The 14887-nt window shown below is 37.6% G+C and carries 13 protein-coding genes; 6 read left to right on the top strand and 7 right to left on the bottom strand.

Annotated features, from left to right (window positions below; translation table 11 throughout):
* Nucleotides 1-40: 40 nt before the first annotated feature.
* From AC4IFE_RS10075 to AC4IFE_RS10060, 4 genes are all read right to left on the bottom strand, one after another.
* The gene (locus tag AC4IFE_RS10075) at nucleotides 41-1291 is read right to left on the bottom strand and encodes a CinA family nicotinamide mononucleotide deamidase-related protein (RefSeq protein ID WP_490756771.1); all 1251 of its coding nucleotides are present in this window, start codon (nucleotides 1289-1291) and stop codon (nucleotides 41-43) included.
* A 332-nt stretch (nucleotides 1292-1623) separates the two neighbouring features.
* On the bottom strand, nucleotides 1624-2166 hold the full coding sequence (locus AC4IFE_RS10070) for a lipocalin family protein (RefSeq protein WP_490756769.1): 543 nt from the start codon (nucleotides 2164-2166) through the stop codon (nucleotides 1624-1626).
* 72 nt (nucleotides 2167-2238) lie between these two features.
* Nucleotides 2239-2973 carry a LytR/AlgR family response regulator transcription factor gene (locus AC4IFE_RS10065; RefSeq protein WP_490756768.1) on the bottom strand — a complete coding sequence of 245 codons (735 nt, stop codon included), beginning with the start codon at nucleotides 2971-2973 and terminating at the stop codon, nucleotides 2239-2241.
* A 100-nt stretch (nucleotides 2974-3073) separates the two neighbouring features.
* Nucleotides 3074-4855 carry a tetratricopeptide repeat-containing sensor histidine kinase gene (locus AC4IFE_RS10060; RefSeq protein WP_490756767.1) on the bottom strand — a complete coding sequence of 594 codons (1782 nt, stop codon included), beginning with the start codon at nucleotides 4853-4855 and terminating at the stop codon, nucleotides 3074-3076.
* A 195-nt stretch (nucleotides 4856-5050) separates the two neighbouring features.
* On the opposite strand from AC4IFE_RS10060, the gene AC4IFE_RS10055 reads away from it, so the two are divergent.
* From AC4IFE_RS10055 to AC4IFE_RS10045, 3 genes are all read left to right on the top strand, one after another.
* Complete coding sequence (locus tag AC4IFE_RS10055) at nucleotides 5051-6805, top strand: amidohydrolase family protein (protein WP_490756765.1); 1755 nt, start codon at nucleotides 5051-5053, stop codon at nucleotides 6803-6805.
* Between the two features lie 286 nt (nucleotides 6806-7091).
* Complete coding sequence (locus tag AC4IFE_RS10050) at nucleotides 7092-7766, top strand: SIMPL domain-containing protein (RefSeq protein ID WP_490756763.1); 675 nt, start codon at nucleotides 7092-7094, stop codon at nucleotides 7764-7766.
* A 232-nt stretch (nucleotides 7767-7998) separates the two neighbouring features.
* Complete coding sequence (locus tag AC4IFE_RS10045) at nucleotides 7999-9192, top strand: VWA domain-containing protein (RefSeq protein WP_490756762.1); 1194 nt, start codon at nucleotides 7999-8001, stop codon at nucleotides 9190-9192.
* A gap of 68 nt (nucleotides 9193-9260) precedes the next feature.
* Here AC4IFE_RS10045 and AC4IFE_RS10040 read toward each other — a convergent pair whose 3' ends face one another.
* A complete protein-coding gene (locus AC4IFE_RS10040) occupies nucleotides 9261-9950 on the bottom strand; it encodes a C1q-like domain-containing protein (RefSeq protein WP_490756760.1) in 690 nt (229 codons plus the stop codon).
* Between the two features lie 302 nt (nucleotides 9951-10252).
* On the opposite strand from AC4IFE_RS10040, the gene AC4IFE_RS10035 reads away from it, so the two are divergent.
* A complete protein-coding gene (locus AC4IFE_RS10035) occupies nucleotides 10253-10747 on the top strand; it encodes a Crp/Fnr family transcriptional regulator (RefSeq protein WP_490756759.1) in 495 nt (164 codons plus the stop codon).
* 22 nt (nucleotides 10748-10769) lie between these two features.
* On the opposite strand, the gene AC4IFE_RS10030 is transcribed toward AC4IFE_RS10035, so the two are convergent.
* A complete protein-coding gene (locus tag AC4IFE_RS10030) occupies nucleotides 10770-11975 on the bottom strand; it encodes an NAD(P)/FAD-dependent oxidoreductase (protein ID WP_490756758.1) in 1206 nt (401 codons plus the stop codon).
* 114 nt (nucleotides 11976-12089) lie between these two features.
* Between AC4IFE_RS10030 and AC4IFE_RS10025 the strand changes: the two genes are divergently transcribed.
* Nucleotides 12090-12470, top strand: coding sequence for a SpoIIAA family protein (locus AC4IFE_RS10025; protein WP_116012446.1), 381 nt, complete (start codon nucleotides 12090-12092; stop codon nucleotides 12468-12470).
* 130 nt (nucleotides 12471-12600) lie between these two features.
* Here the strand turns inward: AC4IFE_RS10025 and AC4IFE_RS10020 are convergent, their stop codons facing one another.
* Nucleotides 12601-13800: an MFS transporter gene (locus tag AC4IFE_RS10020; RefSeq protein WP_490756757.1), complete on the bottom strand. Its 1200-nt coding sequence runs from the start codon at nucleotides 13798-13800 to the stop codon at nucleotides 12601-12603.
* A 194-nt stretch (nucleotides 13801-13994) separates the two neighbouring features.
* Here AC4IFE_RS10020 and AC4IFE_RS10015 point away from each other — a divergent pair, with 194 nt between their 5' ends.
* On the top strand, nucleotides 13995-14855 hold the full coding sequence (locus AC4IFE_RS10015) for an AraC family transcriptional regulator (RefSeq protein WP_490756755.1): 861 nt from the start codon (nucleotides 13995-13997) through the stop codon (nucleotides 14853-14855).
* The last annotated feature ends 32 nt before the right edge of the window (nucleotides 14856-14887 follow it).

The following is a 14887-nucleotide window of genomic DNA, read 5'->3' as shown; positions in this document are numbered from 1 at the left end:
TCGATTTTAATTAAAATAAAATTAAAAAATGAATTGACTTCTAAGTATTTATAAGAAGTCCTACCAAATCCTGAAGAATTTTCTGGGAAACGAAATACATGAAGTCCAGTCTGTCCAGATGAGGCATATATAATTTTGAGGTAGATTCCTTGTCTTTTATCCGAATGGTATAGAAAACCGTTCCCACTTCTTTGCCGTCTTCACCTTTACCCGGTCCCGCAACACCAGTTGTAGACAGGGAAATATCGGCACCAAATAATTTCTGGCAGCCTTCTGCCATTTCACTGGCCACCTGTTCACTTACGACTGTGAACTGATCTATGGTTTTTTGAGAAACTTTTAAAATTTCTACTTTCTTTTCTGTGGCGTAAGGTACTATTCCGCCGATAAAATATTTTGAGCTTCCGGAATTGGAGGTGATCATTTTTGCAAGCTCTCCTCCGGTACAGCTTTCTGCCGTGGAAATGGTAAGTTTTCTTTCATTAAGGATCTCTGCCAGGATTTTCTCTATTTTGTCTTCAGTTACTGCAATCACATGGTCCTGTACCAAGGGAAGGAGCTTCTGGATCTCATCTTCTGCCTGCTGTTTCAAAGCAGCTTCATTTTCTCCTGAAGCTGTCAATCTCAGTTTTACACGGGTTCCTACGGGCAGATAAGACAAGGCAAGGTTTTCAGGGAGCGCAAGTTCCCAGTCTTCAATCATATCTGCAAGAATACTTTCGGGAATGCCCACCACAGAAACGATCCTGGTATGGATATAATAAAGATTGAATTTTTCTTTTAAATAAGGAATAATCTGGTCCCTGATCAGCGGTTTCACTTCATAAGGAACCCCGGGAAGGCTGAAACATAATTTTCCGTCCTGCTCCATCATCATGCATGGTGCCGTTCCAAAATGATTTTGGAAAACAATAGATTTTGTAGGAACAAAAGCCTGTTCTCTGTTTCTCTCAAGAATATCCAGCCGGCCGCGCCTTTCCATATAGTTTTTAAGATGGTTGAAAGTGACCTCATCCAAAGCAATTTCGTCATTGAAAAATTCTGCCAGTGCTTTTTTGGTTTTATCATCTCTTGTCGGTCCCAATCCGCCTGTTGTAATAACAAGATCTCCAATTTCAAAAGCAGCTTTTAAAGTATTTTTAATAATGGCAATCTCATCTGAAATTGTAAGGATCTGTGTAACCTGTATGCCTATATTTTTAAGTTCTCCGGCAATAAAATTAGAATTGGTATCAATGGTGTTTCCGGAAAGGATTTCATCACCGATAGTAATCAGAACAGCTTTTTCCATATATAAATTCTTGAAAGAAATGTCCTACAAATGACGTGAAAATCTGTGGCTATGACAACATAAAAATGATTTTTTCTATCTTTGGCTGATACTGTTTAAAACTATAATTATTTGTTGATGACAAAATATGATCATGCTTCCTGCAGAACATAAGTTTTGAATGTCCTAAAGTTTAGGATTTAAAGTAATGATAAGTTGCGGGACTTAAAAGAAGTGCTGAGTCCAAAAATATTTAAAGGATAATATCTGTTGACTGAATATTCCGAAATCACCAGAAGTAATGGCTAATATCTTGCATCTAAAATCTTGACTTTTGACTCTAGATTCTCAAATTACTCATTATGCCTCACCCAAATAAGCTCATCAGTATTATACCCTATTCTTTTTGCTTTTTCGATGAAACGCTGTCTTATACTTTCGGGAATTGAAGTTGTCCTGGATAAGATCCACAGGTATTTTACGCTGCTTCCTGCCACCAGGGCATATTGATAATCTTCGTCGATATCAATAACATTATAACCAGCCCAGATCGGCTTGAAAAATGAAACTTTAAGGCGGGCTTCGGTTTTATCTTTTACAAACCAGGCTTCACCGATGGATTCTTTCCATTCTTTTTTAACGTAATCATAACCTTTATTTCGGACACGGATGGACCCGTTTGGATTTTCGGAGTATTCGGCGGTGACGTTATCCATATTTTTCTCGAATCTGTAATCGAAACGGGCAATTTCATACCACCTTCCGAGATATTTTTTAGCATCAAAGTTATTAATGGCAACAGCTCCTTTTGTAATTCCGGGAGAACAGGAATTGTAAATAATCAGTCCCAGAACACCTAATGTGATGGGAACAGCAATTTTCTGAAAAGTTTTCATAATTGGAATATTTGCGTGATTGCGGTGAAAACTTCAAAAATAATGCCTTTAAGCTGTTAAGGAAAGATAATTCTAGGAAAATACCTTCAGGAAATTATCTTTAAAACTGCCTGAAACCTCAATCTCCGTATCATCTGAAAGCATCACAGTTCCACTTTTATGGTAGGATTTCACAAACTCAGCATTGATGATATGAGAGCGGTGTACTCTTACAAAAGGGTTTTCCAGCAGATCATCGAAATGTTTCAGGAAACGGCAGACCATTTTTTTTGAGCCATCGGTAAGATAAACCTGTGTAAAATTTCCATCTGCCTGCAGCCTTAGGATATCTTCAGTTTTTACAACATCAAATCCCTGGAGTGTCGGGAGAATCAGCTGCTGTTTTTCTGGCTTTAATTTTAAATTTTCGAGGAGTATTTTATTACGGTTGAGCTCCTCTTTCTTTTCCAGACTTTCCGCTACTTTATTCACTGCAAGAATAAGTTCCTGGATATCAATGGGCTTTAAAATATAATAACTTGCAGATTTATTAAGCGCCTGCAGGGAGTATTGAGAAAATGCTGTAATGAAAATAGTTTCGTAGGAAAATTCTTTGGTAGCTTCCAACACATCAAAGGCATTCCCGAAAGGCATTTCTACGTCAAGAAAGACCAGTTGCGGTTGTTTTTCAGTGATTAAGGGAACGGCCTCTTTAATGTTTTCCGCCTCGCCCACAATTTCTATTTGCGGGCAGTATTTCGTGATATAATTTCTGAGAACTTCTCTTGCTATAATTTCGTCGTCTACAATTACGGATTTTATTTTCATTTTTTTCAGGTTAGAGGTTGCAGATAATAGCTGGCGGGTTTGGGTGCTGAATATGTTTATTGATACTTCTGTGGCATGAAGCTTTTAAGCCATAATTTCTTTAAATAATATTAATTTTGATGGTCACCAAGACTCCACTGCTGTTTTCTTTGTCTTTTACCGAACAGGTAATATCTTTTTTATAAAGATCATTCAGGAGCTGAATCCTTTCCAGTGTATTTTTCATGCCACGGCCTTCTCTTGACTTCTGGTGATGGGTTTTCTGTTTTTTACTCTCTTCAATACCTATTCCGTTATCTTCAATCGTGATTTTTAAATGTTGGGATGCTTTTTCAAAACTTAATTTCAAAAATCCTTTCTCACTTCTGTAGCGTAATCCATGCCAGACTGCATTTTCAAGGAATGGCTGAACAAGCATTCCGGGAACTTTGAGGCTGTGCATGTTCAGGCTTTCGTCTACATCAACTTCATAATCAAATTTGTCGGCAAAACGGGTTTTTTCAAGGGCAAGATAATTTTGAAGCAGATCCAGCTCCTGCTGAAGAGGAATGAAATCTTCGGCAGAATTTTCCATTACACCGCGCATCAGTTTTGAAAATTTCGTCAGATACTGATTGGCTTCCATTTCATTATTGGTGGCTATAAAATGATTGACACTGTTTAAGCTGTTAAAGATAAAATGCGGATTCATTTCACGTCGCAATGACTGGAGGGCAATCTTTTTATTTTTGATCTGAACTTTCTTCAGCATTCTGAAAATAAAGATAACCAGACCGGTCAACAGAATCAGAGCTCCGATCAGACTGTAATTAAAGACATTTTTTCTTCGGATAAGCTGGTCTTTCAGCTCTTTTTCTTTTTCAAGCTGTGAGATCTTCTGTTCAGTGTCTTCCAGAATTTTATTATCAACCAGACTTCTGTCCTTGGAAACCAAACCGGGAAGTTTCCCGAGAAAATCCCTGTACAGCGAAACCGAAGCATCGGTATTTCCTGATATATTGTAAAGACTGTCAAGCCTTTTTACACTTTTCTGGGCTTCAAGCGTATGTCCTTTTTCAAGGGCTATTCCGTAGGCATTTTTTAACAAGGCAACGGCTTCTTCAGGATCATTTTTTTTAATGTAAATATCAGCCAGCTCCTGGATCTGGTTGACTTTTTCCTGTGAATTTTCTTTTACAAAATCTTCTTTCAGGACTTTCTTTTTGGCTTCAATGGCTTTTTCGAAATTTCTGTTTTCAACGTAGAAATCAGTCAGCTTCTGATTGATTTCCAATGCCTGCTGAGGAGCCTCTTTTTTAGTGAGAACATAAGCATTGTTGAGGTTTTCTTCCGCCCTGGGGATATCTTTCTGTTGTATATTGACATCTGCCATCTGGCTGTAACTTGCTGCCAGATCACCTTTATCTTTTGTTTTAAGACCAATATTGATATTCTCCTGGATGGCTTCCGCTTTCTGTTCGGGCGTTGGAGAAGAAAGCCTTGCCACATCATTGGCGTTCACAGCCCTGCTTTTTTCAGTATAGCTCATCTCGGCTGCCATGCTGTAATTGCTGATGGCAGGCGTTATTTTGTTCTGCTTTTCTTGTGACTGGGCAATTTTCCGGGTGACAGATTCCAGATTCTTCTTGTCGTTAAGATTTTTGTAAATCGTTCTGGCCTTGACTAAAAACTCTTCGCTTTTAGCATAGTTTCCCTGATTGTAGTAATCATTAGCAATTCCTACATAGGTATCGGCAACGCCTTTGTTATCGTTGTTGTCTACTGCTTTTTTGAGTCTGACTGCAGATTTGTAGGCCTGAGTAACCCGCGTGGAATCCTGTGCTGAACAGAAGTTTCCTGCAGCAAGAATGAAGATAAACAGTATTTTAAAAACTAATTTCACGGATTTCGGATCTTGAATGCAAAGTAAGTAAAACTTTAGGTATCCTTTCCTATTCTTTACCAAGTGAAAACTTCATTTCACACAGTTTACTCCATCAAATAAGCAAAGTTTTCATTTTTAAATGGTTCTGAAAATTGTATAACAAAATACAGTGAGGCTTTCATTATATTTGTGTTATTACTTTACACTGAAATCATGAATAAAAAACTTCAGATCCTACTGACAACTCTATTCTCCATAAGCAGTTTGAGTGCACAGATCTATATTCAGAATGTAACAGTTGCTGATGTTGTTCACAAAAAAATGATCCCTTCCCAAACTGTGGTTATGAATGGAGGAATCATTACCTCAGTAAAACCCAGCAAACAGGTCAAAATTCCCCAGAATTCACATGTCATTAATGGTGAAGGTAAATACCTGATTCCCGGAATGACAGATGCACACGTCCATTTTTTCCAGAGCGGAGGCCTGTATACAAGACCGGATGCCCTTGATCTCAGAAAACATGTTCCTTATGAAAAAGAGATCAGCTGGAGCCATAATAATATGGAAGATCTTCTGCAGCATTATCTTAAAATGGGAATTACCTCAGTCATTGATCCGGGCGCCACTTACAATTTGTTGAAACTTAGAGATTCACTGAAAGTAAATGAGCGTCTTCCATCAGTGTATATGTCAGGACCACTCATTACCACTTATGAGCCTGAAGTTTTTAAAAACCTTGATAAAAATGAACCTTTCAGAATACTTCTGTCCATAGATGACGCTAAAAAGCTGGTGCAGGAACAGCTTCCGTACAAACCTGATTTTATAAAAATATGGTATATCGTAACTGGAGATGCTGAAAAAAAGAAAGAGCAGGCAAAGAAACTGGAGCCAACTATAAAAGCGGTCATTGATGAAGCCCACAGAAATAATTTAAAAGTAGCCGTTCACGCTACAGAACGTTTCACCGCAGAAATTGCAGTACGGAACGGTGCCGATTTTCTGGTCCATAATATAGAAGATGAAATTGTTTCTGATGATTTTGTAAAGCTTTTAAAAACAAAAAAAGTCATTGTAAGCCCTACCCTTACGGTAATGGATAATTATTATGACACCTATGGGCAAAAGAAAGTCTACAATACCTATGAACTGGAAAACTCCAATCCTGAAAGCATCGGATCGATGTATGATCTGAAGCATCTTGTACAAACCTCAGATTCTGCGATGCTCAATAAAAGTAAAGCACGGTTCAGTGATCCTAAGATAAAAGCCTATATTTCAAAAACAGATTCTATCCGAAAAGTCAATCTTAAAAAACTGGCTGACGGAGGGGTAATGCTCGCTGCCGGTACCGATGCCGGAAATATAGGAACACAGCATGCGTCATCCTTTCTTGCAGAACTTAAAGCAATGAAAGAAAGTGGTATGAACGCATGGCAGATTCTTCAGTCTGCAACCATCATTCCTGCGAAGATCCTTAATAAAGATAATGAGTATGGCAGTATAGAAGCTGGCAAAACCGCCGATTTTGTTTTACTCAATGCCAATCCGGTTGATAACCTCGAGCATCTTACGAAAATCGATCAGGTTATCAAAAATGGCCTGCCTGTAGACCGGGAGAAAATTATAAAAGTGACTCCGGAGTCTCTGGCCCAGCAACAGGTCAATGCCTATAATGCGAGAAATATTGAAGCTTTTCTTGAACCTTATGCAGAGGATGTGGAGCTGTATTTATTTCCGGGAAAGCTGATCAGCAAAGGAAAAGAAGCGATGAGAAAAACCTACTCTACAATGTTTGATAAATATCCGGATCTGCACTGTGAGATCAAACAGAGGATCGTTAATCTTAATTCTGTTATTGATAAAGAGAGCGTTTCAGGGCTGAGACCTGGTGTGAAAACGGAAGCGACGGCGATTTACGAGATTAAAAATGATAAAATTTCGAAGGTTTACTTTATCTATTAAACTTAATTTTTGAACCATTAAGATTCTTGTTAAGCTTTTAAGAGTATTAAGTTTTAGCTTCGCTTTAAGGCATACAGCTTAAAAATCATTTGATTTTTTCTTAGTAACCTTACATCTTTCATTTATCTTAATGTTTTAAAACGTTTTAAAAAGCCTGAAAAGACTATTCTCACGAGGATAGTCTTTTTTAAAGCCATCCACCAAGTGAAAACCTTATTTCACCAAGTCTTTTCATTTCCGGTTTCAGATCGCAGTAATTTTACTTCAGAATTTAAAACAAGAAATTATGAAATTGAGACATTTTTTATTGATCGGAATTTTTACCCTGGGAAGCTTTGTGAATGCACAGGAAGTAAAGAAGAATGCAATTGAAGTTACAGGTATTGCAGAAATGGAAGTGGAACCGGATGAAATCATCTTCAGCATTGGCATCAAAGCGGATAACAAGAATGAACTGGCAGATAATGAAAAGAAGCTGTTTGAAACATTGAAGAATTCCGGAGTGAAGAATGAAGACATCAAGTTTAAATCGATGTATCAAAACGTATATGCCAAAAATGGAAAATTCACAAAAAATTACCAGTTCAAGGCCAATGCAAAAGCAAATATCAGCAAAATATTCGAAGATCTCAACCAAAAATGGGTAAGCAGCCTGAACGTTGCAGAAGTAAAGAACACTAAAATTGCTGACTTTAAGAAAACCGTTAAAATCAATGCTCTAAAAGCAGCAAAAGAAAAAGCAGATTATTTGCTGGAAAGTATGGGCAAAAAAACGGGAGCTCCTATTGAGATCATCGAAATTGAAGATTATACCAGCGATACGGTTCTTCCTGTAGCTTATAAAAGCAGTATTAGAAATATACAGCTTGAAGCAGCAGATGCTGCAACAGATTTTTCTTTCGACAATATTGAAAATATCAAGTTGAAATACAGCATCAAAACGAGATACGAAATCCTTTAAAATTAACAGATTTAAAAGACAGTCCGAAAGGGCTGTTTTTTGTTTTAGCCCAGCTTTATAAGTTCACCAAGTGAAAGTCTCTCTTCACCAAGTCTTCTGATTTTCAGCCATAAATACAGATAATTTTACTTCAGGAATTAAAACAATATACCTATGAGCTTCTCTTATGAGATGAAATATCCGAAGAAATGCAGATTCAATAATAAAGCAGATAACCCATAAAAAAAGTATTATGACAACTTTAAAAATCCTAGCATTGACAACCGCCACCGTTTTTTTAAGCTCCGGCAGTTTTTCAGACAACCACTGTTCACACAGCAATACATCAGGCAGAGAAGCATTTATACAGAATGCTTCGGTAATACACCCTTCGGTACCATCCAAGGATAACAAAATCCAGGTTGCCCTCCTACTGGATACATCGAACAGTATGGACGGACTGATCGACCAGGCCAAATCGAGACTCTGGAATATTGTGAATACTTTAACCACCCTGAAGTATAACGGACAGGCACCTCAGATAGAAATCGCCCTTTATGAGTATGGGAATGACGGTATCCGAGATGAAAATTATATCCGCCAGGTTACTCCCCTTACCCAGGATCTGGATCTGGTTTCCGAAAAATTATTCGCATTAAGAACCAACGGAGGAAGTGAATATTGCGGTGCCGTGATCCGCGATGCCTCGATGAACCTGAACTGGGATAGCAACGAAAAAAGCATGAAACTGATTTATATTGCCGGCAACGAACCGTTTGACCAGGGAAAAGTGAATTACAAGGAAGTCATTTCCAAAGCTAAAAACAAAAACATTTATACCAATACTATTTTCTGCGGAAACAGAGAAGAAGGAACGCAAACCTTCTGGCAGAACGGAGCTGTAGTAGGCGGAGGCAAGTATTTCAATATCGACAGTGATAGAAAAGTGATTTATATCGAAACGCCTTATGACGTAAAAATCTCAGAATGCAATACCAAGCTGAATGACACCTACATTTATTATGGAAGTCACGGTTCTGAATATAAACTTAAGCAGGTTACGCAGGACAGGAATGCAGAAGTTCAGTCGGCTTCCAATTACGTAGAAAGAACAGTAGCCAAATCTAAAAAGAATGCTTATAAAAACGACCATTGGGACCTTGTAGACAAGGCTGAAAGCGATGCAGGGTTTATTGCTACAGTAAAAGATGATGCGCTGCCAGCCGAGCTAAAAGGCAAAAGCAGGGAAGAAATCAAAAAAGCGGTTGCTGTAAAATCTGCAGAACGCAGGAAAATCCAGAAGGAAATTGAAGAGCTCTCCGGAAAACGTCAGGAATACATTGATGCTGAAATGAAAAAAAGGGGCAATGCAGATACGGATGACCTTGGAAAAGCGATTGAAAAATCTGTTTTGGAACTAGCCAAAAAAAATGGCTATAGCTTATAATTATGAGAAAAACCGCTTCGAAATGAAGCGGTTTTTCATTAAAAAAACACAAAGACAAAAAAAAAATATCATTTTACCTGATTAATGGTAAATAATGATGATGTTCCGGATAAAAGATCTAATGATGGAATTGAAGCTTTTGCGCCAAAATATACCTCATCACCGGCCTTCAATTCCACCATAGTCTGGGTTTTTCTTGTAGCAGGAGATACAGGAATGCCTAAGACGCTTATATTTACATAACTCTCTTCCGCAACCAATTCAGGTTCAGCCATGCCTTTTTTCACGAATATTCCAATCCCTAACTCGCCAGCAGAAACCGATGAAGATACTTTGTACTGTGCATATAACTGATAGATTCCATCTGTGGGGGCAGTAAATGTATTATTGGTTATATCAAAATCATTATTTCCATCAATAACTTTTTTGTCGAACAAAATTTTCCCCCAACCCGATGCCCCGGAAGTAGACACTAAAATGATACTGCTCATCCCCGTGCCGGCAACATATGACTTGAGATTTGAGTTCAGTAGCTGATCTTTCGAAATAGTCTTAACATATCCGTCATTATTGCGGACCAAAACAAAGTCTGTACAAGATTCGCCCAGACATTTTTCTGTAGACCGAACACGCATATTCCCGTTAACATCCAGCATAGCTTGTGGATCTGATGTATTGATGCCAACCTGGCTAAAACATTTAATTCCCACTAAAAAGAAGAAGAGGAAGAATACTGAAATAATTTTTTTCTTTTTCATGATTTTGTTGATTTTGAATTGTCAAATAAATTTAATTCTTAAAAATCAATAAATTATCATAATTATCATGAAAATAATCATTTATTAGCGAAAGTTAAACCATTAATTAACTTGTGTTAACAATTTAATAAACAAACATGCTATTTTATTATATAAACCCATCTCAAAAATTGGAAATTAGAATAATATTTTTAATTTAGTAAGGCCAAAAAACACTTATTATGAAATCCAATGAATATGTTAAAAATTATTTTGAACAAAACAATTTTTTAAACGAATCGGATAGGGAAAAATTATTGGAAATGGTCCAGATAGTAACCTATCCGGTTAATAAAATAATTTTACACAGAGGAGAGCAGATCAGCCAGGTCGGAGTGGTGATAAAAGGTTTAATCAGGGTGTATGATAAAAACAATAAAACAGTCTGGCTGGTACCTGAAAATAATGTATATGGTTCAATGGAGATTCTAGCCCTTCAACGCCCCTCTTCACTTACTTATGAAACACTGGAAGAGACTACCATGTTTTTGCTCAATTATGATGATCTGGAAAATACTATAAAAGACCATCCCAATATTGCAGCATTACTTTTAATGTATTGGAAAAGTACTGCGATGGATATTTATGGCAATCTGTATTCTTTCCTGCATTTAACACCTGAGGAAAGATATCTTCAGCTGCTTCAGCAAAATTCTAAATTAATATTACGGGTAAAATCTAAGGACCTTGCAACCTATTTAGGTATGCATCCTGTATCACTGAGCAGATTAAAAAAGCGCTATTTCAATCCAAAATAATTCCTAAAACCTCTGATGATGCCTACCTTCCAAACTTAAAATACCTTGACAGAGGGTGTTTTTTATTTTTCATAAATTGTGAAGCCATTTCCATCCCTGTAACAGAAAAAGTGATTCCATTACCCCCGAAACCCAGAACAAAATAAGAATTCTTAAATTTTTTATGCTCCCCAATGTAAGGCAGTCCGTCTTTGGTTTCCCCAAAAGTTCCGGCCCATACAAAGTCTGTATAAAAATGATAATCGGGTTTTATTTTTTTCAGGTTTTTCAGGATCTCTTTCTCTTTTTTATCGAGAAGAGTATCGCGTTTTTCAGCATCATTGAAATCTTCATCTCCACCACCGATCAGGAGCCTTCCATCATCTGTTGTACGCATGTAAATATAAGGATCATCGGTATTCCAGACCAGCGTACTGCCAATATTTTTGAATTTGTCGTCATCAATTTCTGAGACAATGGCAAACGTACTTTTTAAATTGACAAAGTTTTCTTTGATCAGGTTTTTGCTTTCATAACCGATACAGTAGATCACTTTTTTAGCTTTGATCTGAAAACCGCTGTCAACCGTTACCAGATTAAAACCTTTATGATATTCCACCTTTGTCAATTCAGTCTTATCAAATATTTCTAAACCTTTTCTTATGTTATGTTTAAATAATTCATGAGCAAATTTAAAGGCATCAATACTTGCTCCCTGTCTGGACACAATTCCACCATATGTATTTTCAAGTCCAAACTGCTCTGTAACTTTCTCTGCTTCGATCCATTTGACATCAAATCCGGCATCTTTTCTTGCCTTGTATTCATCTTTAAGCCAACTTACATGTTTCTTTTTTGATGCGAAATACAAAGACTTCTTACGTTTGAAACCTGCATCAGACCTGATCTGTTTTGAAAGTTGTTCGAGATTATCTATTGCATCAGAACAGGCTTTGTAACTCTCTACAGCTCCTTTCATACCAATAAGCTCCTCAAGCTCAAAAAGAGGAACATCTATTTCATACTGCAGCATGGAAGTAGTTGCTGAGGTACTGCCGTTACAGAGTTCACGTTTATCAATCAGGATCGTTTTATAACCGTCGCTGACCATTTGATGGGCAATAAGACTTCCGGTAATGCCACCTCCTATAATTAATACATCACAGTCTTTATTTGATTTCAGGGATGGATATGAAGCTGTCAATCCGTTTTTTAAAAGCCAGAAAGGTTCGTTTGATTTTAGATCCATAATTGAATATTACATTTAAACCAATAACATTTATAAGTATTTTAACGATTTTTTATCAATTTATGGTGCAATTATTGTACCCATTTAAAAATCCAACCACTTAAAATAATTAGTATGATAACGATTATTCCAGAAGCTCCGGAAAATGTTGCAGCATTCAGTGCGACCGGAGATGTGACGAAAGAAGATTTTGAAAACCTTGTGATCCCTCATGTAAAAGAAAAAGTAGATCAGTTTGGCGAGCTGAATTACTTATTGTATTTGGATACTGATCTGGATAATTTTACCATGGGCGCATGGCTTGAAGACGCATTTTTAGGATTAAAAAATCTTACAAAATGGAACCGTACAGCTATTGTTACAGATAAAGAAGGGGTACAGAACTTCACGGATATTTTCAGTGTGCTGATGCCGGGAGAATTTAAATCCTTTCCTAAAGAAAACTTATATAATGCACTTTACTGGTGTAAGAACGGCAATGAAGTGGAAGTTTAGCATTATACCATAAAGAAAAAAAGGCTTTGTTCAACGACAGAACAAAGCCTTTTTATATGTATACAGCTGATCTTAAATCTTTTTATTCAAAAGTAAGCCATTACCGTTTTGACGAAGTTTAGCAACTGATTTATTTATCACAAGGCACACATTCTCCCGCTATTTTATCAGCAGCAGTTTCTTTGCCGTACAGATATCTGTATCTCAAACTTATTGCCAGACCGATGAATGTCATCCCCACTCCTACTAAGGAAGGATATTTGAAGGAAAAACCATATTCCAGGGGAATTCCGCCCAGAAATGCTCCCATCGCATTGGCAATATTAAATGCAGCCTGCATAAATGCCGCAGCCATCATTTCACTCTTCGGAGCTGCTTTCATCATCATGATATTAATAGGTGCGGCAACAGACATGGACAATGCCCCGCATACAAAGGTCAGGATAAGCGCCATGTTCTGATGGTCTGCAAAGAAAAATACACCTGCAAGAGCAATCATCATCAGGAAGATTAACAATACACATGTTTTTTCAGGCCCCAAACGGTCAGAAATAAACCCTCCGGCCAGGTTTCCAACAACCATTCCCGCCCCTGCCAGGATCATTACGTAAGCCATCTGATTAGCCTGAATTCCTGCTACTATTGTCATTAAAGGCGTGATATAGCTGAGCCATGTGAAAAGTCCCCCGAACCCAATTGCCGTAATTCCTAAAACCAGCCACGACTGTTTGTTTTTAAGAAATTTAAGTTCTTCCAGAAAGTGGGTATCCTGGTTGGCCTCTGTGGCAGGAAGCCATAATTTAAGAAACAATATGGCAAAAAGTCCGATGAATGCTACAATTGCAAAATACAGTCTCCAATGATAAGCATGACCGATATAGGTAACCAGCGGAACCATGATCAGGTTGGCGATCGTAAGTCCTGTAAACATTAAAGATATGTAAAATGCCTCTTTTCCTTTTCCGGCCATCCTGGCTGCAACCACCGTTCCCACTCCGAAAAACGCACCGTGAGGAAGCCCGGACATAAACCTAATGATCAGCATGGTAGTATAATCAGGAGCTACCGCAGAAAGTCCATTAAACAGTGTGAAAAGGATCATTAAAACCATCAGCACTTTCTTAGGGGGAAATTTCACAGAATACCCGATCAGGATCGGTGCGCCAATTACAACTCCCATCGCATAAGCCGAGATAAGATGTCCTGCTTCAGGAATGGTGATCTTTAAGGTATTGGCTATATCAGGAAGCAGCCCCATAACGGTAAATTCCGTAGTTCCGATTCCCAGTCCGCCTATGGCCAGCGGGATTATTCTTTTATCAATCTTCATTGTCAGTAAACTTCTTTTTCGAATTAATTTTAAAATGATTTTTCTGAAAAATAAAAACAGCTTGCCATCTTTACTTTGAAAGTGCAAAATTCGCGAGAAATATCGGTTTTCACTTCTCCTGAAATGATAAAAATTTGCTCCATATTAACCTTTTTATGTAATTTTAAAATCAGAATCAATCAAATCAGAACAGCATGAAAATCCAGAAAGAAATCATAGAGTTTGAAAACGGGAAGTCTTTTAAGCTTTTCTCACCCTCTTTAAAGAACTGTTTCTTCTGGCACCACCACCCGGAAATAGAGCTTGTTTATGTAGAAGCCATCAACGGAATCCGCCATGTAGGACGGGATATTTCTGTCTTTACAGAAAGCGATCTGCTTCTGATAGGATCCAATGTGCCTCATCTTAATTTTGATTACGGTATTCAAACGGACTGCAGGCAGCTGGTGCTTCAGATGCGAGAGAATTTTCTTCAGGATATTGTTGTTCCCGTCCCCGAGTTTGAAAACATCAAAAAGCTCCTGGAAAAGTCTTATTTAGGACTCTCGTTTTCGGGAGAAACTAAAAAAAACATTGTAAAAAAGCTTCATGAGATGAAGGATAAAAACTCTTTTGATTCTCTGATAGGACTGATTGAAATTCTGCAAATCCTTGCCCACTCAGATGAAGTAAAAGAACTGAATAAGGAAGATACCAGGATAAAATGGTTCCTGAATGACAAGATCAGAATGGGAACCATCTACGATTACATCCACGGAAATTATGATAAAAAACCTAATGTCAACGAAATTGCAAAGATAGTAAGTCTCAGCACTCCTGCTTTCTGCCGTTATTTTAAGAAGCAGACGAATATGACGTTTACGGATTTTGTTAATAACTACAGGATCAATCAGGCTAAAATATTTCTGCTTAAGGATTATTCTGTGACCGAAGTTTGCTTTCAGGTAGGTTTTGAGAGTCTGTCGTATTTTAATAAACTGTTCAAGCAGCATACGGGTGAAACGCCTTCAGAATTCAGAAAAAAGCATTTGAAGAATATTGAAGTGCGAAACTGACTTATTCCTGGTTTTTATGAACCACCCCGTCA

Source organism: Chryseobacterium sp. UF-81, assembly GCF_058245105.1.
Note: the sequence above shows the minus strand (reverse complement) of the source record. Positions and strands in the feature narration are given on the sequence as shown.

Excerpts from the sequence above, each read along its gene's own strand:
- AC4IFE_RS10075 (WP_490756771.1), bottom strand. The coding sequence starts at position 1,291 with ATGGAAAAAGCTGTTCTGATTACTATCGGTGATGAAATCCTTTCCGGA.
- AC4IFE_RS10070 (WP_490756769.1), bottom strand. The coding sequence starts at position 2,166 with ATGAAAACTTTTCAGAAAATTGCTGTTCCCATCACATTAGGTGTTCTG.
- AC4IFE_RS10065 (WP_490756768.1), bottom strand. The coding sequence starts at position 2,973 with ATGAAAATAAAATCCGTAATTGTAGACGACGAAATTATAGCAAGAGAA.
- AC4IFE_RS10055 (WP_490756765.1), top strand. The coding sequence starts at position 5,051 with ATGAATAAAAAACTTCAGATCCTACTGACAACTCTATTCTCCATAAGC.
- AC4IFE_RS10050 (WP_490756763.1), top strand. The coding sequence starts at position 7,092 with ATGAAATTGAGACATTTTTTATTGATCGGAATTTTTACCCTGGGAAGC.
- AC4IFE_RS10045 (WP_490756762.1), top strand. The coding sequence starts at position 7,999 with ATGACAACTTTAAAAATCCTAGCATTGACAACCGCCACCGTTTTTTTA.
- AC4IFE_RS10040 (WP_490756760.1), bottom strand. The coding sequence starts at position 9,950 with ATGAAAAAGAAAAAAATTATTTCAGTATTCTTCCTCTTCTTCTTTTTA.
- AC4IFE_RS10035 (WP_490756759.1), top strand. The coding sequence starts at position 10,253 with ATGGTCCAGATAGTAACCTATCCGGTTAATAAAATAATTTTACACAGA.
- AC4IFE_RS10030 (WP_490756758.1), bottom strand. The coding sequence starts at position 11,975 with ATGGATCTAAAATCAAACGAACCTTTCTGGCTTTTAAAAAACGGATTG.
- AC4IFE_RS10025 (WP_116012446.1), top strand. The coding sequence starts at position 12,090 with ATGATAACGATTATTCCAGAAGCTCCGGAAAATGTTGCAGCATTCAGT.
- AC4IFE_RS10020 (WP_490756757.1), bottom strand. The coding sequence starts at position 13,800 with ATGAAGATTGATAAAAGAATAATCCCGCTGGCCATAGGCGGACTGGGA.
- AC4IFE_RS10015 (WP_490756755.1), top strand. The coding sequence starts at position 13,995 with ATGAAAATCCAGAAAGAAATCATAGAGTTTGAAAACGGGAAGTCTTTT.